Consider the following 25,469-nt stretch of genomic DNA (forward strand, 5'->3'; position numbering starts at 1 on the left):
AAGAAAGGGGAGCAGGCCGCGTGCCTGCTCCCCTTTTTTATTGGCCGGTTCGGGTGGATCAGGCGTCTTCGGGAGGGGTGGACTCTTCGGTTTTTTCTCCAAGGACCAACTCGTTCAGGATTTCGGTGATCACCGGTGTCTCCTGCTCAATGGCGTAGAGGCGGTCCCTGTCAAAGATGGAGTCCGTGCTCGGAAGGTCAAAAGTGAATTCGCTTTGCTGGCGGATGGCTTCAAAGAGAATAGACAGCGAGTAGCAGGAGAGATGCTCAAAAAAGAGGCCCTCGTCCACCTGCTCATCGGTTTCGCCCGGCACATAGCTTTTCTGGGCCTGGGTCAACTCGGTGACTGCAGAAAGGAGCATCATGGAGTTTTCATCTCCGAAGGGCTCCTCTTCAAACTCCTCTTCCCGTACCGCGATGGCGAGAAAATTCTTTGCTGCAATAAAGAGGCACTCAAGCCACTCTTCATCCAGGTTGTGGGGCAAAACCGCTTCCGCTCCCCGTGAAATAACCTCGTCCATAAATCGGTTGATGCTCATGAAAGTCTCCTGTAACGCAGGCAAGCCCTGCGGGTTGGATCGGAAGCGATAGAGAGCTTCTGATGGTTCTGGTGTGCGGCATTATGGCACACTCTTTCAAAAATGTGAAACCTGTGGGGGAAGAGAGTGCAGTCCATTTTTTCCATCGGTCCGTTGCGAGGTGGGCAGGAACGGCAACCCTGTTGGTAACCGTGGGGCCCTGACAGGCAGTGGGGTTGAGAGGATGGCGCGGGTCGCTGTTTACTGCGGTAAACATCCCTTGACAATGGCGGGGTGTCTCGCTAACTTAAAGTTAACTTTAAAGAGAGGTGAACATGGCATCGGAACGCAGGCAATATACCATATCGGAGCTGGCTTCAAGTCTGGAGCTCAGCCCGTCAACCATTCGGTACTACGAAGAAAAAGGGCTGATCTCCCCTTCCCGTACGCCGGGGAACCAGCGAGTCTACACAGCCAAGGACAGGGCCCGCCTGAAGCTTATTTTAAGGGGCAAACGGTTTGGGTGTTCCCTGGAAGAGATCGCGGAGATCATTGGCCTTGCCACCACTGAGGTCAATGAAGTGGGGCAGATTGAAAAGAGCCTGGCCTATGCGGAGCTCAAGATCGAGGAGGTCAAGGATCGCAAGCGGGAGCTGGATCTTATGGAAAAGGATATCAGGGCCATGAAAGATGCCCTGGAGCTTCGCTTGCAGGAGCTGAAGAGATGAAGTGAGCGCTTTAAAACCTGTTTGTTAAACTTTTTAAACAATTAGCCCCCGGCAGGGACGCCGGAGGCTTCAATCCTACAGCTGTTCAGGTTGGTTGGTAACGAAGAAATCAATCCAAAGGGAGGGGCAATGTTCGATTACCTGTTGAGCCCGGAGGCGCTGGCGTTAAGGGACGAGGTGCGGGAGTTTGTCAAGGCGGTGCCCAGGCAGCTGCTCATCGACATGGACAACGACAAGGTGCAGTTTCCCAAAGAGTTTCTCCAGGAGGCGGGACGGCGTAATCTCATGGGGTGCCGCTATCCCAGGGCATGGGGCGGTCGGGGGTTGGACTGGGTGACCACGGCCATGGTGATGGAAGAGGTGGGGGTGCTGGGGTACATCATGGCCTGCACCTTCGGGGTGGGGGCGGAGCTGGTGTGCGATGCCATCATCCTGCACGGCACCGACGCCCAGAAGGAAAAATACGTAAAACCTCTCCTCAAAGGGGAGCTTTTTGCTGCCGAGTGCCTCACCGAGCCCCGGGGCGGCTCCGATTTTTTCGGTACCAACACCACGGCGGAGGACAAGGGCGATCATTTTCTCATCAGTGGCCAGAAGCGTTTTATCGTCGGGGGGGAAGGGGCTGATTATTTTCTGGTCTACGCTCGCACCGACGAAGAGGCAAAGCCCCACAAGTCCCTTACCTGTTTTATCGTGGATCGCGGGCCCGGGGTGACGGTGGAGTATCTCTACGGGCTCATGGGCTGCCGGGGGGGCGGTGCCGCACGCATCGTGTTTGACCGGGTCAGGGTCCCCAAAGAGAACATTGTGGGGCACCTCAACGGCGCGTTTGCCGTGTTCAACACCATGATGATCCCAGAGCGCCTGGGGACCGCTGCCATGACCATCGGGGCCGCGCGTCCCGCCCTTGAGGTGGCCACGGCCTACACCACCAAACGACGGGCCTTCGGAAAGACCATCAACCGCTACCAGGGCGTGAGCTTTCAGGTGGCCGAAGCCGCCATGCTCCTGGATGCCAGTCGAAGCATGATTTACGCCACCTGCCGGGCCGTGGACGAGGCCGTGGAACCGGCCCGCATCCGTCGCATGGTCTCCGAGTCCAAAAAATTTGTCACCGAGGCCTGCCAGACCGTGGCGGAAAAGTCCATGCAGGTGATGGGGGGCATCGGGTACACCACCATTTATCCCGTGGAAAAAATTGTCCGGGACCTGCGGCTCGCCTCCATCTGGACGGGCACCAACGAGGTGATGTCCCTCATCATCGCAGGGGAGTGGTACGACGAGCAGGCAGCCGCGCGAAAGGACGGGCGGACACGGGATTGTGAAACCGACGCCGAAGAGGCCTTTGCGGCGGATGAAAAGATTTTATAACTGGGTGAATTGGCCATGAAAACAATTCTTTGTGGCTAATGCTGGGTGAGCCACAGAGCCACAAAGGGCTCAGGGAAAAAGTCAAAAGCATGCCTCCGGCGGCAAGGTGGGGGCACCTTGAAACCCTATGGCGAATGCATGGAGGCTGTCGTCATGCATGCGTTCTCGGGGCATTCGCGTGATGTGTGACATGTTGTAACCGTTTTTGCAGGAGAGGCCTATTTCATTCTTCTGGAAACACGATGAAGGGCATTGGGGATTCGCTTGACTCTAACCGGAATAACTTCGGGGGCGAGGTGTGCCACCTGCGAAAGCAGGCTGCGAATGCGATTTAGATTACCTTGAATCTGCTTTTTTAAACCTGTTTATTAAACTTTTTAAACGTTTAGTCCCCGGCAGGGCTGCCGGAGGCTGCTTTTCTGCCGATTTCACTCTTTTACCCTGAGCTTGGGAGGCCGGATGCTTCACATTGTCCCTCACGATGTCGATGGGCACGGAACCCCTGTGGTGCTTCTCCACGGGTCCATGAACACCCGTCGCCAGTGGCGCCGTCTTTTTGATGAGTTGACACCGACGCACCGTCCTGTTGCCGTGGACCTGACGGGGTATGGGGAGGCACCTTTTCCCGAGGACCCGGAAACCCACTCCATGGAGGCAGAAGCCGAAAGGGTCCATGGGTTGATGTACGATCATTTGAAGGCACAAGGTCCCTGCCACCTGGTGGGGCACTCCTACGGCGGAGCCGTGGCCCTGTGTTATGCCGTCCTGTTTCCCGAGGCCGTGAAGAGCCTTGTGCTGTTTGAACCCATGAGCAACCATGTGCTAGGGGAGGCGGATCACCCCCTTCATGACGACGGCAAGGCCCTCATTGAGCGCATCGAGGTGCTCCATGGGGCTGGCGATGATGCAGGGGCCGCCCGGGAATTTTTCGACCACCTCACAGGGACGGACGGTTTTCGCCTGCTCCCGGCCGGTGCCCGGAAGGCCCTTTCAACGGGGGTGGGCAAGATGCTCCTGGATTATCGCACCACGGTCTCCACCTCCCTGACCCTTTCGGACTACCGGCAGATTGCGTGTCCCGTGTGTCTGGCCACCGGACGGCACAGTCCGGAGCTCACCACCGCCATCTCGGCTATTTTGCGGGATCACCTGAAACAGGTGCGGGTGGTGAGTGTCCCAGGGGACCACATGGCCCCTGTATTTAATGCCTCTGCTGTGAATGCCCTGGTGAAAGATCATCTGGGCGCCGTATAGCTGACGTCTGAGATCTACGGGCTTTATCCGTTTTTCAGGTGTTTTATGGCGGTGCAGGACCTGTTGCAATCTGTCTGTAAATAATGTTACGTAATGTGAACATACGATTTGCTGGTGCTCCGTCGGAGCGCATCATATTGCCATGGTGTTACGTGCCATCACAGGGAGGACGGGATGAAAAGAGACACAGGAATCGGTTCAGGGTGGGGTGGGGCTGCAGTTTTTCTGGCGGCCCTTTTCTTTTTTAAGGGGGGGCTGTGTGCCGACGTCAGGGTGGAAGACCCTCTGGAACGGGCAAAGCGATCCCTTGAGACGAGTCGCTCCCTTTCGGATTACACGGCGGTTCTGGTCAAGCGGGAACGGTTCGAGGGGACCCTGGCCCCGGAAGAGCAGATTCTGTTCAAGTACGCCGAGCCGGGCCGGGTGTACATGCGATGGATCGGGAAAGTCAACAAGGGCCAGGAGGCCCTTTATGTCAAAGGTGAAAATGAGGATCGCCTCAAGGCCCATAAGGGTGGATTTTTGGGGCTGGTCACGGTCAATGTCGACCCCGCAGGTAAGATGGCCATGGAGGGCCAGCATCACCCGATTTTTCATGCTGGTATAGGTTTTACCACGGAGGTGGTCCTCCGCGACCTGGAAAAAGGGCTCAAACAAGGGGATGTTCGGGTGTTTGATCGGGGCAGCCAAACGCTGGACGGCCGCGACGTGGTGGTCATGGAGGCTTTTTTCCCGGAGACCGTGAAGGGGGTGACCCACACGGTGAGAGAAGGAGAGACTCTCTGGGATATTGCGGCGGAATACCATCAGGACATGTACGTGATCCTTTCGGTGAACAAAGGCGTGGACACACCGAAAGATATCAAGGCGGGGCAAGCCCTGGTGATTCCGGACTACTACTGCCGCCGTTCCGTCAGCTATTACGACGCGGACACGGAGCTCCTCGTGAAAATTGAAAATTACGACTGGAACGACAACCTCTACGAGGTATACCACTACAGGGATCTTCAGCTGAATGTGGGGCTCAGCAGCGATGATTTTGACCCGGACAACAAGGGCTACAAGTTCTGATGCCCGAACCTGCCGATGAGATGTGAACACGTCGTGTTTTAAGATGGCTTAAACATGTCGGCGCTTCGGTGCCGGCATTTTTTACTTTTGTCATCTTTGCTGGCTTACATTCGCAACGAGAAAGGGGGGGCAGTTTGATCCGGAGCTGGTGGGTATCTTTTTTGATGTGTACGACGAGTTGAAACGGATTCAGAATTTTTATGCACACCCTGAGCCCTCGGCGGGGTGAGTTTTCCGAGGGCCACGCCCTGACTTACTTGAACATGACAAAAAAACCCGGTTTTGGCCGGGTTTTTTTTGTTCTGTCCATGGTCTGCCATGGACGGTTCTGGTCGGGAAGGAGCGAGGAAGGTGTTTAATAAAACTCTTCACGCTTGAAATGGGAGGTATCACATGCGTCATTGAGGTTGCCCCCGGATGTCTCCAGAAGGCTTGCGATGGTGATGGCATCAAGGGATTCGTAGAGGTTGCGCGTGGCATCGGCCCAGACGTTGCGGACCCTGCACTCGTCGGAGAGCTTGCACCCTTCGGGGTCTGTGACGCACTCCACGAGATCGCTCTCCCCTTCGAACTTTCGGACAATCTCACCGAAGGTGATGGCTGCGGGGTCTGCCATGAGCTTGTAGCCTCCCTTGGGGCCTCGAAAGCTGGTGATGTACCCGTCTTTTTTGAGATCACGAATAATCTGCTCCAGGAATTTTACGGGGATGTCCTGAAGCCTTGAAATAACGCCCACCTGAATGGGGTCGCCCTCCTTATGGCGGGCGAGTTCAAGAAGTACTCTGACGGCATATCTGCTTTTGCTGGATAGTCTCATATGTTTTTTAACCCGAATGTCAAGAGAGTATGTGCCACGTTTGTTTGTGTCTGATGTCTCTGCCCAGTGCAATGTGGGCTCCGCGACGTGGTCAGGGGCGGCGTAACCCCATGGGGAACCTTTTCTGCTCGACACTGTGGCGTGCTGAGCAGAAACAATCCCGGTGAATGGACGTCTGACGGGACTAAAAGATTATGTTGACGGAGGAAGTTCTGTCAATGAAAACTTTGGAAACGGGTTCTCTCGGGAGGGAGCCTGTACTGAAACTGAATAATAACTGTTATTGTAAGTTTTGATAAATGGAGTGTGTGGGGGGGCGGTCAGGAGACAGGGTCTTTGTCCTGGCCGGGTTCATTGGCAGCAGGGGCATCCAGGGCGCCGAGTTCTTCAGGGGAGGGCAGGTCGTCCACGCTGTTGAGGCCGAAGAGCTCGAGAAAATGACGGGTGGTGGCGTAGATGAGGGGACGCCCGGGGATCTCCTTGCGTCCGGCCACCCGGATCAGCCGCATGTCCAGAAGGCTGCGGATAATCCCGCCGGAGTCGACACCCCGTAAGTATTCCACCTCGCTTCGGATTACCGGCTGCCGATAGGCGATGACGGCAAGGGTCTCCAGGGCGGCCCGGGAGAGCTTCAGGGACGGGGCCTGGTGAAGTTTTGTGGTCCAGGGAGCCAGGTGAGCCGCGGTGCGGAACTGGTAGCCTCCGGCCACGCGGACAAGGTGGATGCCGCCGTCGCGGGCGGCATACTCGTCCATGAGCTCCCGCACCGTTGCAGTGACCCCCTCTTTTTCGGTTTCCGGCACAAGGCGGCGCAGTTTCTCCGTGGAAAGGGGGTGGGGTGCCGAGAAGAGAAGCCCTTCGACAATCTGTTTAAGGGTGGGCTGGGGCATGGAGGGCGGTCTCCTCGTGGGCCGGGGAGCCCGGCATGGGGGCAAAAATGCGGATGATTCCGCTCTGGACGTGCTGCATGATCCGCAGGCGACCCTGCTTGGCCATCTCCAGGATGGCGAGGAAGGTGACCACCAGCTCGGCCTTGGACTCTTTGGGGTGAAAAAGGTCGGTAAAAAGGATGGACCCTTTTCTGGCGAGCCGCTGGGCAACCTCTTCAATGCGCTGGCGGACGCTGAGCTTTTCCGTGGAGAAATCCACGGCGTGGTCCCGGTAGCGCCCTGCCATGAGCTCCCTGAAGGCGTTGACCAGGTCCATGAGGTCGGCCTCCATGGGGCGGTCTTCCCCTGCTGGTGCTTCCGGCGCGGGTTCACGCTCCTGGCGGACAAAGGTTGCGGTACCGAGCATTTCCCGGTCTCCCAGCCACTCGGAGGCGCGCTTCATACGCAGGTATTCAAGGAGGGGCCGGGCAATCTCCATGCGCGGGTCTTCATCCTCCTCCCCCCCGGACGGGGGAAGGAGCATGCGCGATTTGATGTGGGTGAGGGTGGACGCCATGAGGAGAAAATCGCCGGCAAATTCGATATCCAGGCTTTGGAGCATCTCCAGGTAGGCCATGTACTGCTCTGTGATGATGGCGATGGGGATATCCAAGATATCCATATCGTTTTTGATGACCAGGTGGACCAGAAGGTCCATGGGGCCCTCAAAGACATCGAGTTTGACGGCGTAACGGGTGCCGAAGAGTCGGTTCATGGTGACCATTTCCCTTTACGGGTTATCCCAGGGGGGTGAATCCCACGGCTTCCCGGATCTCTTTGAGGAAGGGGACGCTGAATTCCCGCGCCCGGTCCCTGCCCTTGATGAGTTCGGCTTCGATGTCTCCGGGGTTGGCGATGAGCCGGTCGTAGGTGTCCCGGAAGGGGGAGAGGATCTCGTTGAGGTATTCAAAGAGGAACTGCTTCATTTCGCCCCAGGCAATGCCCGCTTCATAGCGCTTTTTCACATCAGCGACTTCGGCTTCGGTGGCAAAGGCCCGGAAGATTTCAAAGAGGGTGCACCCTTCAGTTGCCTTGGGCTCGCCGGGTTCCAGGGAGTTGGTCTTGATTTTCATGATGAGCTTACGGAGTTTTTTCTCCGGCAGAAAAAGGGGAATGGTGTTGTTGTAGCTCTTGCTCATTTTGCGTCCGTCGAGGCCTGAGAGAACGGCCACGGAGTCATCGATCATGGCTTCAGGCAGCACAAAGTGATCACCGTAGTGGTGGTTGAAGCGGGCGGCGATGTCCCGGGCCATCTCAATGTGCTGGATCTGGTCTTTTCCAACGGGAATTTTGTGGGCCTTGAACATAAGGATATCGGCGGCCATGAGGATGGGGTAGCTGAAGAGCCCCATGGTGATCCCTTTGTCCGGATCGCCGGTGCGGTTTTCTTCGTTGACCTGGACCTTTGCCTTGTAGGAGTGGGCACGGTTCATGAGCCCTTTGGCCGTCATGCAGGTAAGGACCCAGGTGAGCTCGGGGATTTCCGGGATGTCCGACTGACGATAAAACACGGCGTTGTCGGTGTCCAGCCCCATGGCAAGCCATGCGGCCGCCACTTCCATGCTGGACTGCCTGAGCCTGGCCGGGTCGTGGGAGCTGATGATGGAGTGGTAGTCCGCCAGAAAATAGAAGGAGCGGGCATCGGTTCTGCGGCTCGCCTCGATGGCGGGTCGGATGGCCCCGACGTAGTTGCCGAGGTGGGGTGTTCCGGAGGTTTGTATCCCTGTCAGTACGGTCTCTTTCATCGCGTTCATCCTTAAGGGCGGTCCCGCAAGGGGTGCGGAAAACCTGATATCAATGCAGTCAATAAAGCGGCCTTGCTGGTGAGGTCGCATGGTCTCTCTTTTATCTGGGCGGGGCAGGCCCACCGCGTGCCCCCTTCTCTATGCCGGAAAAAAGGCGAAAGATCAAACGTGAATCGCCTTGGGTTACCCTTCGAGGTAACCGGCGGCAAAGGCCAGTTCGTCGTCCCTGTCCTTGAGCTTCCCGTCGAGTTTGGCTGCCAGGGTGTCGGCAAGGATCTGGCTGTACCTGGGGCCGGGCTTGAGGCCCAGGGTTTTGAGGTCACGGCCCTTTATGGACAGGGTGATGTGACGAAGCTGGCTCATGTAATGGGAGATGGCTTTTTTAATGGCCTCGTCCTTTGAGATGGCCATGACGTACAGGAGCAACTCGGTTCTCAAGGGGGAGAGCTGCCGGTGCAGGTCGCTGTTTGCGGCCGGCAGGCCGTGGGTAAGCCATATGTAGGCTCCCCGGGCGTGGAACCGTTCCTCCGTAAGGAGTTTGCGGTGTTTCGGGGGGAGCATGAGGCGCCTTGCCACCACCTCGGAGACCTCCCGGTCGCAGGGGGCCAAAAGGGTCAAAAAGTAGATGACCCAGCGCTCAATGGGCTCGTCGGTGTACATGAGGTCGTGCCAGGCCAGGACTTTTTTGGCTTCGTCCAGCTGATCGATGAGCTCGTTGTGCCTGGTGATGCCCGGATGGATGATCTCCATGAGGCCCAGGTCGAAAATGCGCAGGATGGCCGGGACAGGGTTCTCTTCTTCCAGGATCTGCCTGAATTCGTTGAAGACCCTTAGCCCCCCCAGCTCCCGGAACACGTCCAGGTGGATGGCGTTTTTGATCATCTCCCGGGTCACCTTGCCGATGGTAAAGCCGAAGCGCTGCTCAAACTTGATGGCCCGGAAAACCCGGGTGGGGTCCTCCACAAAGCTTAAGTTGTGCAGGATCCGGATGCGCTTTTCCTTGATGTCCCGCTGGCCGTTGAAAAAATCAGTGAGGGTGCCGAACCCGTCGGGGTCCAGCCGGATGGCCAGGGTGTTGATGGTGAAATCCCGGCGGTACAGGTCGAGTTTGATGGAGCTGGTCTCCACCTCGGGCAGGGCAGCCGGGAAGGGGTAATACTCCATGCGGGCGGTGGCCACGTCCACCTTGAACCCGTTGGGGAAGATGATCACCGATGTGCCGAATTTGGTGTAGGTGTTGATGCGGGCCCCCATCATCTCGGCAAAGGCCTTGGCAAAGGTGATGCCGTCGCCTTCGATGACAATGTCGATGTCGTCGTTTTCCCGGCGCAGGAGCAGGTCTCGCACAAACCCGCCCACCACAAAGACCCCGAAGCCCATGCCGTGGGCCACGCGTCCGATCTTCTCGAGGAGATCCAGCATCTCTTTGGTGAGGCGCTCCCGCATGAGGGAGACCACGGGTTTTTGTTTCGGGTAATGGGGCTGGGCGCTGACCTCGCTGCCTTCGGGCCGGGCGTGCTCCTTGCTGTAGACCAGGAGGTTGAGAAGGTCGGTGCGGGTGACCACCCCCACCACGCGGTCATTTTCCACAATGGGCAGGAGCCGCTGTTTGTCGCCGATGATGCGGTCCACCAGGGTGTTGAAGTCGGTGTCCGGGCTGGCCGTGGCCACGGAGGAGAACATGAAGTCCTGGACGGGGCAGGCACCCAGGTTGTGGGAAAGGGCCCGTTCAATGACCTGGCGGGTGATGTAGCCCAGGAGCTGTTCGTTTTCGTCGTCAAAGGTGGTGACCACCAGGGCGTTGATGCTGTATCGGGTGAGCAGCCGTGACGCCTCGGACAGGGGCAAAAGCGGGGCCGTGGTGATGACCGGGGCGCTCATGAGGTGACGGGCCGTGCGGATGGGTTTGACGCGGGCGGCGAGGAGGGCGCCGAGTTTTTCTTCCACCTGGGCCAGGGGCATGTTGCGGATGGACGCGGAGGCGGCAAAGGGGTGACCGCCCCCCCCGAGGTCAGCCAGGATGGCCCCGCAGTCCACCTCGGGCAGGCAGCTTCGGGCCACCACGTGAATGCGGTTGCCCATACCGGCCAGGACGAACAGGACTCCCAGGCTCTCCATGCGCATCATTTTCTGGACCAGGGTGGCCAGGTCCGGGACGTACTCTTCCAGGGCCAGGGAGACCAGGGTGACCTCCACCCCGTTTACCATCCGGCGCTCAGACCGGTTCAGCATCTCGTTGATGAGGGCCACCTGGGCCGGGTCCAGCTCCTTTGCGATGAGGCTGGAGACGATGTCGAGGTTGGCGCCCAGTGAGACGAGCCAGGCCGCGGCCTGAAAATCCTCCGGGGTGGTGGAGGCGTAGGTGAAGGAGCCGGTGTCCTCGTAGATCCCCAGGCAGACGATGGTGGCCTCTTCCCTGGAGAGCTCGGTGCCCCGTTCCTGCATGAGGGAGGTCAGGATGCTTGCGGTGGCCCCTGCGGGACGGATCACTTCAAGGGTCCCCTTCATGGACCCGGGCTGGTCCGGGTGGTGATCGTAGATGTGGATCTCAGGGGTCTGCTCGGTGATGATGGCGGCCACCTCACCCAGCCGGGAAAGATCCCGGGTGTCCACGAGGACCACCCGGCTGACCCGTTTGCCGGCGATGTCGGTGCTTCGCTTCATGTTGAAGAGGTAGAGCAGGGAGCTGATGAAAAAGTTTTTCAGGTTTTTTTTCTCCCCGGCGTTGGGCAGGACCACCACGGAACCGGGGTAGAGCTTGTGGGCGGCCAGCACCGAGGAGATGCCGTCAAAATCGGCGTTGATGTGGGTGGTGATGACGGTCAGGCCGTCGCGGCTGGGTGGGTTGGTTTCGGGCACGGGCTCCCCTTCTGAACGTCTGTGGTGGCCGGGAAATGAACCGAAAAGACACCGTTGTCATGTCGGCTGAGGCAGGAAGGCCTCCGGGGCGGACGGTGGCCAGGTCCTGCCCGATGATCATTTTTGCGTCTTGTCCCCGGGTGTGTAAGAATGCACTTGCCCTTTACTGGGCCGTTGTGCGTTGCCACCCCCTGTTGTTTGATCGGCGGCCTTGAAATCGCGTGAAAAATTTGTTTAGCTTCGCGGGGCGCGACGCGCATGAGCATGATATAACCAAGTGCCCCCGTCAGGTCAAGGCTGCTGCCGGGCACCGGAGGCCCTTTTTAGACTATTTCTGGAAGTGAGGACGTTCCATGACAGAAGAACCGTATACCTATCTTTTTGGCCCCGTACCCTCCCGACGTCTCGGCCTTTCCCTGGGGGTGGACCTCGTGCCTTCGAAGACCTGTTCCCTTAACTGCGTGTATTGTGAAAGCGGGGCCACCACGCAGTTGACGGTCAAGCGCTCCGCCCTGGTGCCGAAAGAGGCGGTGATGGCGGAAATCGATCGGTACCTCGATACCCATGAGCCCCCGGATGCGGTGACGTTTTCCGGGGCAGGCGAGCCGACTCTCCATGAGGACCTGGGTGAGATTGCCGACCATATCAAATCACGCTGTCCCGGGGTTCGCGTGGTGCTGCTCACCAACGGTACTCTTTTTGACCGGAAGGATGTGAGGCGCGACGCGGCCCGAACGGACCTTGTCATTGCCTCCTTTGACGCATCGGGTAACGGGGTGTTCAGGGCCCTCAACCGTCCCCACCCCTCCCTTGACCCCGAGGCCATGGCCCAGGGCCTCATGCAGTTCCGGCAGGAATTTTCCGGTGAGTTGTGGATCGAGGTGTTCATTGTGCCCGGGCTCAACGACGACGATCTTGAGGTGGCACGGATTGCCGAGGTGGTGAAACGTATCGCTCCGCACCGCGTCCAGGTGAACACCCTGGATCGCCCCGGGGCCGAGTCCTGGGTCAAGCCCGCGGATAAAGCCCGTTTGGAGGCCATCACGGCTGCATTGGGTTCCGGTGAGGTTATCGGGGCGTATACCAACCGGCCTGAAACCGGAGTAAGCGACGCGGACGTGGCGTCACGGATTTTGGGGATGGTGCAGAGGCGCCCCTGCACGGCCGAGGATCTGGCGGAAAGTCTGGCGGTCCCCCGGGGGCTGGTGGACGACGCACTGGAAGCGCTCATGGGCTCCGGCCGAATCCAGCAGGAATCCCAGGCCCGGGGAATGTTTTACAAACCCTTGTAAAACAGCGACAAATCAGAAATTGATTGATAAAATGGGTAAAAACAATTAATGAATTCATAACCGCGTTTTTGTTTCCTGAATTTGTGTCTCAGGAATTGCGGGTGCATGGCAGGGTCTTGTCTGCGATGCACCCTGCCCTGTCCGCTCAACCGCAAGGTCGTTTCGACGTTTCAAACGTGTCCCCATCCGGACATGATGATGCCAACCCGCTCTCCAGTTTTTGTAGGAGGTTGACGATGCCTGTTTATCTCTGGGAAGGGAAGAACAGAAAAAACGAAACCCGTAAAGGGGAAATGGAAGCCCGCAGTGAAGAGGCGGTCCGTTCAAACCTCACACGCATGCGCATAGCGCCGACCAAGGTCAAGCAGAAGCCCAAAGATCTCCTGGAGAACATCACCTTCCTTCAGCCCAACGTGATGGAAAACGATATTATTGTCTTTGCACGGCAGTTTTCCACCATGATTGATGCGGGGCTTCCCATTATTCAGTGCCTTGAGATCCTGTTGAATCAACAGGAGAACCCCACCTTTAAAAAGGTGATCAAGGAGGTCAAAGGGGATGTGGAAGGGGGGCAGACCTTTGCAGCGGCCCTTAAGAAGCACCCGAAGCTTTTTGACGACCTGTTTGTCAACATGGTGGCGGCCGGAGAAGCAGGGGGTATCCTTGATATCATCCTGAGGCGCCTGTCCAACTACATGGAAAAGATGATGAAGCTCAAGCGCCAGGTAAAAGGCGCCATGACCTACCCCATCGTCACCATGGTCATCGCCGTCATCGTGGTGGGCGTGATCCTGGTATTTGTTATCCCCTCCTTTAGTGCGATGTTTTCAGATTTTGGGGCAGCCCTGCCCCTGCCCACCCAGGTTGTCATCAACATGAGCGAATTTGTCCGCGGGAAAATCCTCTATATCCTGGGCGGGATCATCCTTGCGGTCATCGCCTACAAGCAGTTCGGCAAGACGGTGAAAGGGCGGCGGGTTCTTGACCGAACCTTTTTAAAGGTGCCCGTGTTCGGGATCCTGATTCGCAAGGTGGCGGTCTCCAAGTTTACCCGCACCATGGGGACTATGCTCAATTCAGGGGTTGCCATTCTGGACGCCCTGGATATCGTGGCCAAGACCGCGGGCAACGTGGTCATTGAAGAGTCCATCTACGAGGTGCGTGCCGGGATCTCAGAAGGCCGCACCATGGCCGATCCCCTCATCGAGAGCGGGATTTTTCCTTCCATGGTGTGCTCCATGATCGCGGTGGGGGAGTCCACCGGGGCCCTTGATACCATGCTGGAAAAGATCGCGGATTTCTACGACGATGAAGTGGATCAGGCCGTGGAAAACCTCACCTCTCTCATTGAGCCGTTCATGCTGGTTTTTCTGGGGACGGTCATCGGGGGGCTGGTGATTGCCATGTACCTTCCCATCTTTAAACTGGCCAGCGTTGTGGGCTGATGTCCAGGCAGCCGGTGGGGGGAAACGTCGGCGTCGGAGGGAAGCCGCCGGAGCCCAAGGGGCAATCGGTCCGCGCGGGCGGCGCCGAGTTTGTTCGGAAGCTTCGCTGGCTGATGCTCAGTCGGTCCCTGTTTGCCATGCTCACCCTCGGGGCGACCCTGGTCTACCGCGCCGGGGAGCACCTCTCGTTTTTTGTCGAACCCCTCACCTCCCTTTATGTGGTGGCGGGGTTTGTTTTTCTCGTGAACCTGTTGTATCTGGGGGCCTTTCGCTGGTTCAAGCATGAGGAGGCCTTCGGGGGCGTTCAGGTTTTCGGGGATGTTCTTGTTGTCTCCGCCATTGCCTACCTCACCGGGCTTCTCTACAGCCCCTTCCTTTTTCTTTATCCCATTGTCATTATTTGCGGCACCATCATCCTGGGCAGGGTGGGCGGATACCTCACCGCCGGCATCGCCTGCATTGCCTTCGGAGCCCTGGTGGACTTTCAGTACTACGGGTTTATCACGCCTCCGGGGTTTGAGTTCAGCCCCTTTGCTGAAGAGCTCACCGGTCAGGTTGTCTTTTACAGGACGTCGGTGCTGTTTCTTGCCTGCCTTGTGACCTGCCTTGTGAGTGGGTACATCGCAGAGCAGGAGGTGCGGGCCAGGGCGGATCTGGCGGTGATGGAAGAGCAGGTCAAACGGGTGGAGAAGATGGCCGTCATCGGCGAGATGGCGGCCGGTTTGGCCCATGAGATCAAAAACCCCCTGGCTTCCCTGTCCGGTTCCATCCAGATGCTCAAAGGAGAGACCGGGTGGGAGCCCCACCATGAAAAGCTCATGGGGATTGCTGTGCGCGAGACCGCGCGGCTGTCGGGCCTGGTGACGGAGTTTCTTCTTTTTGCCAGGCCCGGAGCGGGAAGCCCGGTACCCATCCTTGTGTCCTCGGTTGTGGAAGAGACCGTGGCCCTTCTGGAGCAGGATTCTCGCCATGGGCACCACGTCGGGGTGGAGGTGCTCGTGGTGGAGGGCCTTACGGTTTGCATGGACCTGGGCCATCTGCGCCAGGTGCTGCTTAACCTCTTGATCAACGCCACCGAGGCGGTTTCCGACGGAGGCTCTGTGATTGTTTCGGGGTACAGGGAAAACCGGAAATGCGTGGTGCTCTCGGTGAAGGATGACGGTGCGGGCATTGACGCAGAGATCGCAAAGCACATTTTTGACCCCTTTTTTACGACCAAAAAGGAGGGGACGGGCCTGGGGCTTTCCATCGTTCACAGGCTGCTGGATGAGTGCGGTGGAGGGATTCGGGTCATGAGTCGACCCGGGGAGGGCGCGGAATTTACCCTTTCCCTTCCCTCCGGGTCGGGCTCCCTTCTGTCACGACAACTTCCGGACCGCTGTTGACAGGGGCAAACGAAATTGGTTAGGTTAGGGACCTTTGATCAAACCCGGGGCAAAGAGGCCTTTTAAGTCCCTGTGATGTGGGGGATGAGGTGCGGCCCTTAAGGCCGGGGGCGCCAGGGGACCCTGACGGGCTCAAAGCAGGACATATCCGAAGCCGCGGCTTCTGAACATAACAATGAAGATGCGACCGTAAAAAAATACGCTGCGAATGGTTCTCCCTTCCATTTGGCAAGGGCAACCCCGGCACCGGATGTGCCGGGGCAGGGCTGTTTTTTTACGGAGCCATCAATAAAGTGAGCAGCAAAAGCATGAGCAAAGAAAGCGCACAGGACGTCGTTGAACAGAGAAAAGCGAAAAATGAAGAGCTGAAAGGGCGGGGCGTCAACCTCTACCCCAATGACCTGCGGGTGACCCATACCGTTGCCGATCTCAAGGCCTTCATTGAAGCCGAGCCGGAGAATACCGGTGAAGAAGGGGCTGTCTTTACCGTGGCCGGGCGTATCATGGCCATCAACCGCATGGGCAAGTCCTCGTTTGTCCGGTTTCGGGACCGCAGCGGCCTGATGCAGGCCTTTGTTGCCAAGGACAAGGTGGGGGATGAGGCCTACGACCTCTTTAAGAAGATGGACATCGGCGATTTCCTCGGCCTCACCGGTACCCTTTTTAAAACCCGCACCGGCGAGTGGACCCTTCAGCCCACCTGCCTCTCCCTCGTGTGCAAGTCCGTGCGCCCGCTGCCCGAAAAATTCCACGGCCTCAAAGACCCTGAAAAACGGTACCGCCAGCGGTATGTGGACCTGATCATGAACCAGGACGTCAAGGAGATCTTCCGAAGGCGAAGCCGCATGGTCCAGGCCGTGCGTGAGTTCCTCCTGGAACGGGACTACCTTGAGGTGGAAACCCCCATGATGCAGCCCATTGCCGGCGGAGCGGAAGCCACTCCCTTTGTGACCCATCACCGCGCTCTGGACATGGACCTTTACCTGCGCATCGCACCGGAGCTTTACCTGAAGCGTCTGGTGGTGGGCGGATTCGAGCGCGTGTTCGAGATCAACCGCAACTTCAGGAACGAAGGGGTGTCCACCCGGCACAACCCGGAGTTCACCATGATCGAGTTCTACCAGGCCTACGCCAACTACGAAGACCTCATGGACCTGACCGAGGAGATGTTTGCCTTTGTGACCGAAAAGACCACCGGGTCTCCGGTCATTGAGTACCAGGGCGACACCATCGATTTCAGCAAGGCGTGGCGACGCATTCCCATGATGGACTCCCTGGTGGAGATCGGCGGGGTGGACAAAGAGATCCTGGACGATCACCAGGGCCTCCTGGCCTTTGCCGAGGCCAAGGGCATTCACATCACCAAAGCGGACCGCATGGGCAAGGTGATCACCAAGCTCTTCGACGAGCTGGTGGAACCCAACCTCATCCAGCCCACCTTCATCACCGGGTATCCGGTGGAGGTGTCGCCCCTGTCCCGTCGCAGCGACACCCAGCCGGAACTCACCGACCGCTTTGAGCTCTTCATCGCAGGCCGTGAGATCGCCAACGGCTTCTCCGAGCTCAACGACCCCGAAGACCAGCGGGGCCGGTTCCTCCAGCAGGTTGCGGACAAGGAAGCGGGCAACGAAGAGGCCCACAACATGGACAGTGATTACATTGAAGCCCTGGAGTACGGGATGCCTCCCACGGCAGGAGAGGGCATCGGTATTGACCGCCTTGCCATGCTGCTCACCGACTCCCCCTCCATTCGCGAGGTGATTTTGTTCCCCTTGATGAAGCGAATCGAAAAGTCGTGATATGATGCCGTCGGTGGGGCAGAGCCCTGCCGACGGTTTTTTTAATACCTCCTGTAAAACGATGGTTGAATGAGCCGAATCGGATCGCCCCTTTCCATATCGTATGAACTCCTCATTGCCTTGCGCTATCTAAAGGCCAAGCGCAGGCAAGCCTTTATTTCCCTTATTTCTTTGCTTTCGGTTGCCGGTGTTGCCGTGGGGGTGATGGCCCTTGTGGTGGTGATTGCCGTGATGACCGGGGCTGAAAAGGATTTCAAGGCCCGCATCCTGGGATTCCAATCCCATATTACCGTGATGAAACGTGGCGGCGGCATTGCCGACCCGGCGCACCTCCTGAATGTGATCGAAGGGGTGGACGGGGTGACGGTGGCCGCTCCTTTTGTCTACGGGCAGGTGATGCTGCGCTCCGGTTACGGCGTGTCCGGTGCCGTGCTTCGCGGGGTGGATCCCGCTGCCGGCGTGACCCAGATCGAGGGGTTCCCCCCGGAGCGCCTCGAAACACAGCTCGCGCGCAAAGCCCCTTCCCGGGGACGCCCCCCGGCACCGGGGGTGGTGCTCGGCAAGGAGCTGGCCTTGAATTTAGGGGTGGGAGAAGGGGACATGATCTACCTGATCTCTCCCAAGGGGATGATATCCCCCATGGGCCACGTGCCCTCCATGCGGCAGTTCAGGGTGGCGGGCCTCTTTGATTCCGGGATGTACGAATACGACAGCGCCTTTGCCTACATCCATATCGATGACGCCAAGTCCGTTTTTCGTTTGGGGGACAAGGTCTCGGGCATGGATGTCTGGATTGATGCTCCCTATGACGCCCATCAGGTCCGCGAAGGGATCCTTGCCCAGATGGGGCCCATTTTCTGGGCCCGGGACTGGATGCAGATGAACGCCAGCCTCTTTTCAGCGCTCAAGCTTGAGAAGGCGGCCATGTTTGTGATCCTCATCCTCATTGTTCTGGTGGCGGCCTTTAACATCGCCAGCAGCCTGATCATGATGGTGATGGAAAAGACACGGGATATTGCCATCTTAAAGGCCATGGGCGCCACGGACGGCAGCATCATGCGGATTTTTGTGTACCAGGGTACCCTCATCGGCATGGTGGGCACCTCCATCGGCGTGGTGCTGGGGGTGGTACTCTGTTTTTTTCTGAAGCATTTCAAATTTATCGACCTGCCCAAGGTCTACATTTTTTCAACCCTGCCGGTGCGGCTGGAGGCCATGGATGTTCTGGTCATCTCCGCTTCGGCCTTTGGCATCTGTTTTCTGGCCACCCTGTACCCGGCGTGGCAGGCTTCCAGGCAGAACACGGTGGAGGCGATACGTTATGGGTGATTCAATGAGAGGCGCCTGCCTGTCCCTGGAGGGCATTTCCAAGTCGTACAGTGCCGGTGGGGTGGACCTGGACGTGCTAAGGGATGTCCATTTCTCCATGATGGGGGGCGAGCGGATTGCCGTTACCGGCGCGTCCGGCATCGGCAAATCAACCCTTTTACACATCGTGGGGGCCCTGGACCGGCCCGACGCGGGGCGGCTTGTCTGCGACGGCATGGATGTCTTTGCCGCGGACGACAAACACCTTGCGGATTTTCGCAATCGAACCATTGGCTTTGTGTTCCAGTTTCATCATTTACTGCCGGAGTTTACAGCACTTGAAAATGTGATGTTGCCCCGGTTGATCAGAGGGGAAAAGGGAGAAGGGCCCCTGAAGGACGCCGAGGCGATCCTTGACAGGGTCGGCCTTTCTCGTCGGCTTCACCATCGGGCGGGGGAACTGTCCGGGGGAGAACAACAACGCGTGGCCATTGCACGAGCGGTGGTGGGACGGCCCGCGATTCTTCTGGCTGATGAGCCGACCGGTAACCTGGACGGAAAAAACAGCAGCCAGATCCATGAGCTGCTCGATGACTTGAACCGTGAAACCGGCATGACGGTTGTGGTGGTGACCCACAACCTGGAGTTGGCCGGGTACATGGACCGCCAGGTAACCCTGGAAGGGGGACAGCTCGTTGAACGGACTTGATAACAAGGATAACAGTATGATGACTCGACTGACCAGATCTCTTCTCTCTTCTCTGATGATCGTGATCGTGGTAATGGCCGGAGCCAATCCCGCCCGGGCTGAAGAGGCGGCAAAACGAATCGCCGTTCTCCCTTTTCACGTGGCCTCTGAAACGGACCTCTCGTACCTCTCCGGGCAGATTCCCGAAACCCTTTCCGGCCAGCTTCAGCGGGATGGCGGGGAGATGGTGGATGCCGGGCCCCTGCTGGATGCCGTGGGTGAGAACGGATCCGTGGATACCGGCCGCCTGGCAGCGTCGGCTGCCTCTGAAAAGATTGATCATGTGGTCTGGGGTACGTTGACCCAGGCAGGGGATACCTTCCGGTTGGACGCCACCCTGCTCGACGTTAAGAGCGCAGCCACCATGCCCCTTTCCAGCGAAGGCAAGGGGGTGGAAACCCTCATTTCCACCGTTGGCGATCTGGCCGTGAAGATCGGCTCCCGGATTTTCAGCTTCGAGACCGTGGCGGACGTGAAGGTGGAGGGCAACCGGCGCATCGAAGGAGACGCCGTCCTTCGGGTCGTTCGGGTCAAGGCCGGCGACCGGCTGAAAAAAGACGCCCTTACGCGGGATATGAAGGCCATTTACCGCATGGGCTACTTTGAAGACATCAAGGTGGTGGCCGAGCACCATGACGACGCCACGGCCACGGTGATTTTCCGCGTGAAGGAAAAGCCCACCATCCGCAACGTTCTGGTCTCGGGGAACCATGTCTTCGACGACGAGAAGGTGAAAAAGAACATCACCCTTACCAAAGGCGCGATTTTCAACACCGGCGCCTTAAACACCTCCATCAAGCAGATCGAAAGCCTCTACAACGAAAAGCACTATTACAAGACCAAGGTGAGCTACCGGCTCATCGATGTGGAGAACAACCAGGCCGACCTCGAATTTACCATAGAGGAAGGGGAGAAGATCTGGATCAAAGAGATCGCCGTGGAGGGCAACGATTTTTTCTCGGATAAAAAGATCCGGAAGATGATCAAGACCAAGAAAAAGGGCTTCTTCTCCTGGCTGACCTCCTCCGGTACCCTGGAAATGGCGGACCTGAACGTCGACATGGCGGTGATCAACGCCGAATACCAGAAAAGCGGTTTTATCGATTGCCGCATCGCGGATCCCGTGGTGGAGTACAAGGGCAAATGGATCTACATCACCGTAAAGATCGATGAAGGGATTCGCTACGCCCTGGGCCGGGTGGATGTGGACGGGGATATCCTGGACACCAAAGAGGCGCTCCTTGAGCGGCTGACCGTGGAAGAGGATGAGTTTCTCAACCGGGAAAAGGTCCAGAACGATGTGGTGGCCCTGACGGACACCTACAGCGATGAAGGGTACGCCCGAGCCTCGGTGGTGCCCGATATCCGGCGTAACCGGGAAGAGAAGGTGGCCGATGTGACCTACCGGGTTTCCAAAGGGAACCTGGTCTACTTTGACAAGATCATCATCACCGGCAACTCGGTGACCCGGGACAAGGTAATCCGTCGTCAGCTCAAGGTTTACGAGCAGGAACTCTACCGCGGTGTCCGGCTCAAGGAGAGCGTTCGGAACCTTTATCGCCTGGAGTATTTCGGGGACATCAAGGTGAATACCCTGGACACCACCGACCCGGACAAGGTGAACCTTTCCATCGACGTTAAGGAAAAACCCACCGGGACCTTCACCTTCGGCATGGGGTACAGCAGCGAGGACAAACTTTTCGGCACCACCTCCATCTCCAAGCGCAACCTCTTCGGTCGGGATCAGTCCATCGATTTGAAGGCGCAGTTCGGCGGCACCGGCAACAAGTATTCGCTGATCTTCGTGGAGCCCTGGCTTTTTGACATTCCCCTCTACTCCAAGTATGAATTGAAGAACTGGGATGACGAATACACCTCCTACGACAAAGAGACCGTGGGTGGCGGGTTGACCCTGGGTTATCCCGTCTTTGATTACACCCGCGCCTATGTCTCCTACACCTTCGAGAAAAACACCATTGATGACATTGACCCCACGGCCTCGGATCAGATCAAGGAGATGGAAGGGGAGAACACCCTGAGCAGCGCCGCCTTCAGCCTGAACTATGACTCCAGGGACCGGCGCTACAACGCCCAGACCACCCGGGGTTTCAACCACACCCTGCGGGTGGAGCATACCGGCGGGCCCCTGGGGGGCGACATCAGTTACTCCAAGTACACGGCGGAATCGAGCTGGTTCTTTCCCGTGTTGTGGAAGCTGGTGGGCATGCTCCACGGCGAAGGGGGGATCGTCCATGAAAACAGCGACGGCTTCCTGCCGGACTACAAGAAGTTTTACTTAGGGGGCATCAACTCCCTGCGCGGGTTTGATTTCGAGGATGTCCACCTTGAAGATGAAGACGGAAAATCCATCGGCGGCGAAAAATACGTGCAGTTCAACGCGGAACTCATCGCGCCCCTGTTCGGGGTGGATGGCCTAGTGGCCCTGATCTTCACCGATGCGGGTAACGTCTACGAAGAGAACGGGAACATCGACCTGTCGAGCCTTCGCCAGACCTACGGCTTCGGCTTCCGCTGGTACTCGCCCATCGGCCCCATCCGTTTTGAAAGGGGCTACATCCTGGACCCCGAACCCGGTGAAGACTCGGGACGCTGGGAGTTTACCATGGGCACGGCTTTTTAAAGAATACGTCGGCACCGGCCGATGTGAACGATACCACCGAATGAAACGGGGGCTTTTATGCGATGCGTTACCAGGTGCCTGATGGCGGCTCTTTTCCTGGCTTTTTGGGGGGGAAGCGCCCTGGCAGCCGACGTGGCGAAAATTGGTGTGGTGGATTTCCAGCGTGTGCTGAAGGAATCCCGGGCGGGCCGTGAGGCCGCCGAAGCCCTTCGAACCAAGCAGGCGGAACGCACGGCAGAGCTGGGGCGCTTGAAAAAGCGCATCGGGGCTCTGCAGGGTGACCTGGAGAACCTTGCGCTCTCGGCCACCTCCCGTGACGTGGGGGAAAAACGCAAGGAACTGGAGACGCTCCTGGGTGAGTTCAAGGCGGCGGATCAGAAGTACAGCCGTCTGTTTGAGGAGATCAACCGCAGGCAGACGGAAAAGATCAGAACGGAGCTGGCCGGACTTATCGACGGCCTCGGCCGAAAAGGGGGCTACCTGTTGATCGTTGAAAAAAAAGAGGTGCTCTACGCCCCCAAATCCATGGACATGACAAGCAGGCTCATAGGCCTGTATGATAAGGCATACGAAAAGAGGTAAGATGAAGCGGACCGTTCAAGACATTGCCGACATGCTGGGAGGCACCGTTATTGGTGACGGAACCCGGACTGTCACGGCTCCGGCGCCTTTTGAAGACGCAAAAGAAGATCAGGTTGTCTTTGCAGGGGATGCAAGCTACCTGAAACGGCTCTCGGAGACAGGCGCCGGCACGGTGCTCGTTCCCGAAGCACCGGGCGACACGGACAAGAGCCTCATTGTGGTGGCCAACCCCCGGGTGGCCTTTATACGGCTCATGGAGCTGTTTGCCCCGGGCCGGGAGGTGGCGCACAAGGTGAGCCCCCAGGCCTTCATCGGGGAACAGGTCACCTTCGGCGGACCGGTTGAGATCGGCCCCGGTGCGGTGATCGGCGACAACGTCTCCCTGGGAACGGGGTGCCGCATTTTCCCCGGCGTTGTGGTGGAAGAGGGCGCCCGCCTGGGCGATGGCGTGACCCTTAAATCAAATGTCACCATCGGCCATGGCTGCATTTTAGGCAACCGGGTGGTGATCCACTCCGGCAGCGTCATCGGCAGCGACGGATACGGTTTTGCCCCGGAGGGAACGAGCTACCGCAAAATTCCCCATACCGGGATTGTCCAGATCGACGACGACGTGGAGATCGGCGCCTTAAACGCCATCGATCGCGCCACCGCCGGGCGGACCTGGATCAAGCGGGGGGTGAAAACCGACAATCTGGTCCATGTGGCCCACAACGTGGAGGTGGGAGAAGACACCCTTCTGGTGGCCCAGGTGGGCATCGCCGGGAGCACCACGGTGGGCAACCACGTGATCCTGGCCGGCAAGGCGGGGATCTCCGGGCATATCCATATCGGCGACAACACCATTGTGGGGCCTGACGCCGGAGTGGTAAAATCAGTGGGTGAAGGTGAAGTGGTGTCGGGAACCCCGGCCATGCCGCACAAATTGTGGCTCAGACTCATGGGGCTCATGCCCAAACTGCCCGATCTCAAGCGAACGGTTGACCGCCTTGAAAAGCGGGTGGCCCGCCTTGAGTCCGAAGATTAGGCAGGTTTCCCAACGATTCGGGCCCCTTCCCGTTGCGGGCTCGTCGCGTAACGTATACACTTTGGGGAGTCTCCCTTTGGTGTGTTGTGCCGCGATATACCAGAACCAGAAAAGAACATTGACAGTTTTCGCACCGTGCCGGTGTGCAGAAATATAAGGATGTGCCATGACAAACATACACCCGACAGCCATTATTGACCCTTCGGCGGAGATTGCCGAAGATGTCGTCATCGGTCCCTACACCATTGTCAGGGGGAACACCTCCATCGGGGCCGGGACGGAGATCGCCTCCCATGTGGTCATTGACGAGCATACCAGCATCGGGCCGGATTGCCGGATTTTCCAGTACGCCTCGGTGGGAGCGGCTCCCCAGGACCTGAAGTACAAGGGAGAGGTGACCTACCTCAAGGTGGGACGGGGCACCGTGATCCGTGAATTTGTTACCATCAACCGGGGTACCGGTGTGGGCGGGGGCATTACCGAGGTGGGGGCCGAGAACTTTCTCATGGCCTACTGCCATGTGGCCCATGACTGCAAGACCGGGCGCCGGGTGATCCTTGCCAACAACTCCACCCTGGCGGGCCACTGCGAACTCGGGGACTTTTCCAATATCGGCGGGTTCACCGCCATCCATCAGTTTGTCCGCGTGGGGGCTTACGCCTATATCGGCGGCAAGTCCGTGGTGGTAAAGGATATTCCGCCCTATGTGATCTCAGCCGGTGACCGCGCCACCCTCCACGGGCTCAACAAGGTGGGCATGCGGCGAAGCGATTTTTCCGAAGGAACCATCACCGAACTGAAACGTGCGTACCGCCTTCTCTTCCGTATCGGCCTGACCTTAAACGAAGCCATCGAGCGGGTTCGCGCCGAGGTGAACCAGATCCCGGAAGTCGTGGCCTTCATCGATTTTATCCAGAACTCCAGCCGAGGGATCACCCGCTAACGATGACACCCGGCAGATACGGCGACGGCAGGGCTGCCGGGGCACCGGAAAGGAATCACGCCATGAAGGTGGGAATCATTGCGGGCAACGGTCAGTTTCCCCTGCTGTTTTCGCGCGCAGCAAAAGAGAAGGGCTACCGGGTTTACGCCGCAGCGATAAAAAACGAAGCGACTGCCGATGTGGAGGGGGTCTGCGAAGAGACCGAATGGCTCCACATCGGTCAGGTGAAAAAACTTATCCGATTTTTCCGGACCCATGGGGTGGCGGAGGTTGTCCTCGTGGGGGGCGTCACCAAGACCCATGTTTTCCGGGATATCCGTCCTGATACCAAGGCCGTGGCGTTTCTCGCCCGCATGCGCCATACCCACGACGATACCCTCTTGAGCGCCTTTGCCCGGCTTCTGGAAAAAGAGGGCCTGGCCGTGCGTTCATCCACGTTTCTGATCCCTGAGATCCTTGCCGATGCCGGCCTCTGGACCCGGAAACGGCCCACCGCATCCCAGGCCAAGGACATGCGAACCGGCTGGGATATCGCCAAGGAGATCGGGCGCCTCGATGTGGGGCAGTGCATTGTCATGGGCGGCGGGTCCGTCCTGGCCGTGGAGGCCATTGACGGCACCGACGCCACCATTCGGCGGGGAGGCGGCCTGGGCACCGGGGACGCGGTGCTGGTCAAGGTGAGCAAACCCACCCAGGACATGCGCTTCGACGTACCGGCCGTGGGCCTTCAAACCCTTCAAACCATGAAAGAGGCCGGGGTCACCGGGCTCGTTTTGGAGGCGGGGCACGCCGTGGTGTTCGACCGCGAGGCCATGGTGGCCTATGCCAATGAAAACGGCATGACCATTGTGGCGGTGGACGGCTCACCGGCATCCTGTCCGGTCCTGGGCAAGGGATAAGGCGACATCGCACCACGTTTTTTTACAGCCATGCAGGCTCCTGTCATCCATCACCCCGGGCACCCTCCGGGGTCTCCTTGTCTGTTGATCCATCCATGCCTTGAGTTTA

The 25,469-nt window shown here is 58.4% G+C and carries 21 protein-coding genes; 15 read left to right on the plus strand and 6 right to left on the minus strand.

The window, feature by feature from the left end; genetic code table 11:
• Positions 1 to 58 precede the first annotated feature (58 nt).
• Positions 59 to 538: a hypothetical protein gene (locus BLQ12_RS10045; RefSeq protein ID WP_092210520.1), complete on the minus strand. Its 480-nt coding sequence runs from the start codon at positions 536 to 538 to the stop codon at positions 59 to 61.
• Positions 539 to 852: 314 nt separating this feature from the next.
• Between BLQ12_RS10045 and BLQ12_RS10050 the strand changes: the two genes are divergently transcribed.
• From BLQ12_RS10050 to BLQ12_RS10065, 4 genes are all read left to right on the plus strand, one after another.
• Entirely contained in the window at positions 853 to 1,245 is a 393-nt protein-coding gene (locus tag BLQ12_RS10050; protein ID WP_092210521.1) for a MerR family transcriptional regulator, read from the plus strand.
• Positions 1,246 to 1,374: 129 nt separating this feature from the next.
• Positions 1,375 to 2,616: an acyl-CoA dehydrogenase family protein gene (locus tag BLQ12_RS10055; RefSeq protein WP_092210522.1), complete on the plus strand. Its 1,242-nt coding sequence runs from the start codon at positions 1,375 to 1,377 to the stop codon at positions 2,614 to 2,616.
• A gap of 459 nt (positions 2,617 to 3,075) precedes the next feature.
• Complete coding sequence (locus tag BLQ12_RS10060; protein ID WP_092210523.1) at positions 3,076 to 3,870, plus strand: alpha/beta fold hydrolase; 795 nt, start codon at positions 3,076 to 3,078, stop codon at positions 3,868 to 3,870.
• A gap of 174 nt (positions 3,871 to 4,044) precedes the next feature.
• Positions 4,045 to 4,941 (plus strand): DUF1571 domain-containing protein, encoded by an 897-nt coding sequence (locus tag BLQ12_RS10065; protein WP_092210524.1) that lies wholly within the window; start codon positions 4,045 to 4,047, stop codon positions 4,939 to 4,941.
• A gap of 355 nt (positions 4,942 to 5,296) precedes the next feature.
• Here the strand turns inward: BLQ12_RS10065 and BLQ12_RS10070 are convergent, their stop codons facing one another.
• The 5 genes from BLQ12_RS10070 to BLQ12_RS10090 form a co-directional block, all read right to left on the minus strand.
• The gene (locus tag BLQ12_RS10070) at positions 5,297 to 5,758 is read right to left on the minus strand and encodes an RrF2 family transcriptional regulator (protein WP_139163932.1); all 462 of its coding nucleotides are present in this window, start codon (positions 5,756 to 5,758) and stop codon (positions 5,297 to 5,299) included.
• Between the two features lie 320 nt (positions 5,759 to 6,078).
• A complete protein-coding gene (scpB, locus tag BLQ12_RS10075) occupies positions 6,079 to 6,648 on the minus strand; it encodes an SMC-Scp complex subunit ScpB (protein ID WP_092210526.1) in 570 nt (189 codons plus the stop codon).
• The gene (locus BLQ12_RS10080; protein WP_092210654.1) at positions 6,629 to 7,402 is read right to left on the minus strand and encodes a segregation and condensation protein A; all 774 of its coding nucleotides are present in this window, start codon (positions 7,400 to 7,402) and stop codon (positions 6,629 to 6,631) included. The genes scpB and BLQ12_RS10080 overlap by 20 nt, the downstream gene beginning before the upstream one ends.
• A gap of 22 nt (positions 7,403 to 7,424) precedes the next feature.
• Positions 7,425 to 8,432: a tryptophan--tRNA ligase gene (trpS, locus tag BLQ12_RS10085; RefSeq protein WP_217640282.1), complete on the minus strand. Its 1,008-nt coding sequence runs from the start codon at positions 8,430 to 8,432 to the stop codon at positions 7,425 to 7,427.
• Between the two features lie 183 nt (positions 8,433 to 8,615).
• Complete coding sequence (locus BLQ12_RS10090) at positions 8,616 to 11,291, minus strand: CBS domain-containing protein (protein WP_092210527.1); 2,676 nt, start codon at positions 11,289 to 11,291, stop codon at positions 8,616 to 8,618.
• 353 nt (positions 11,292 to 11,644) lie between these two features.
• On the opposite strand from BLQ12_RS10090, the gene BLQ12_RS10095 reads away from it, so the two are divergent.
• From BLQ12_RS10095 to BLQ12_RS10145, 11 genes are all read left to right on the plus strand, one after another.
• Positions 11,645 to 12,583 carry a radical SAM protein gene (locus tag BLQ12_RS10095; protein WP_092210528.1) on the plus strand — a complete coding sequence of 313 codons (939 nt, stop codon included), beginning with the start codon at positions 11,645 to 11,647 and terminating at the stop codon, positions 12,581 to 12,583.
• A 236-nt stretch (positions 12,584 to 12,819) separates the two neighbouring features.
• Positions 12,820 to 14,028, plus strand: a complete 1,209-nt coding sequence (locus BLQ12_RS10100; RefSeq protein ID WP_092210529.1) for a type II secretion system F family protein — start codon at positions 12,820 to 12,822, stop codon at positions 14,026 to 14,028.
• The gene (locus BLQ12_RS10105; RefSeq protein ID WP_092210530.1) at positions 14,028 to 15,413 is read left to right on the plus strand and encodes a two-component system sensor histidine kinase NtrB; all 1,386 of its coding nucleotides are present in this window, start codon (positions 14,028 to 14,030) and stop codon (positions 15,411 to 15,413) included. Before BLQ12_RS10100 ends, BLQ12_RS10105 begins: the two co-directional genes overlap by 1 nt.
• Before the next feature lie 308 nt (positions 15,414 to 15,721).
• Entirely contained in the window at positions 15,722 to 17,212 is a 1,491-nt protein-coding gene (lysS, locus tag BLQ12_RS10110; protein WP_092210656.1) for a lysine--tRNA ligase, read from the plus strand.
• A 69-nt stretch (positions 17,213 to 17,281) separates the two neighbouring features.
• On the plus strand, positions 17,282 to 18,541 hold the full coding sequence (locus BLQ12_RS10115) for a lipoprotein-releasing ABC transporter permease subunit (protein ID WP_092210531.1): 1,260 nt from the start codon (positions 17,282 to 17,284) through the stop codon (positions 18,539 to 18,541).
• Complete coding sequence (locus tag BLQ12_RS10120) at positions 18,534 to 19,229, plus strand: ABC transporter ATP-binding protein (RefSeq protein ID WP_092210532.1); 696 nt, start codon at positions 18,534 to 18,536, stop codon at positions 19,227 to 19,229. Before BLQ12_RS10115 ends, BLQ12_RS10120 begins: the two co-directional genes overlap by 8 nt.
• A 16-nt stretch (positions 19,230 to 19,245) precedes the next feature.
• Complete coding sequence (gene bamA, locus BLQ12_RS10125) at positions 19,246 to 21,909, plus strand: outer membrane protein assembly factor BamA (RefSeq protein WP_092210533.1); 2,664 nt, start codon at positions 19,246 to 19,248, stop codon at positions 21,907 to 21,909.
• A gap of 81 nt (positions 21,910 to 21,990) precedes the next feature.
• Positions 21,991 to 22,491 (plus strand): OmpH/Skp family outer membrane protein, encoded by a 501-nt coding sequence (locus BLQ12_RS10130; protein WP_175469630.1) that lies wholly within the window; start codon positions 21,991 to 21,993, stop codon positions 22,489 to 22,491.
• 1 nt (position 22,492) lies between these two features.
• Positions 22,493 to 23,518 carry a UDP-3-O-(3-hydroxymyristoyl)glucosamine N-acyltransferase gene (lpxD, locus tag BLQ12_RS10135; RefSeq protein ID WP_092210535.1) on the plus strand — a complete coding sequence of 342 codons (1,026 nt, stop codon included), beginning with the start codon at positions 22,493 to 22,495 and terminating at the stop codon, positions 23,516 to 23,518.
• Between the two features lie 166 nt (positions 23,519 to 23,684).
• A complete protein-coding gene (gene lpxA / locus BLQ12_RS10140; RefSeq protein ID WP_092210536.1) occupies positions 23,685 to 24,461 on the plus strand; it encodes an acyl-ACP--UDP-N-acetylglucosamine O-acyltransferase in 777 nt (258 codons plus the stop codon).
• Positions 24,462 to 24,463: 2 nt separating this feature from the next.
• Entirely contained in the window at positions 24,464 to 25,360 is an 897-nt protein-coding gene (locus BLQ12_RS10145; RefSeq protein ID WP_254782035.1) for an LpxI family protein, read from the plus strand.
• Positions 25,361 to 25,469 lie beyond the last annotated feature (109 nt).

Source organism: Desulfoluna spongiiphila (assembly GCF_900101345.1).
GTDB classification, from domain to species: domain Bacteria; phylum Desulfobacterota; class Desulfobacteria; order Desulfobacterales; family Desulfolunaceae; genus Desulfoluna; species Desulfoluna spongiiphila.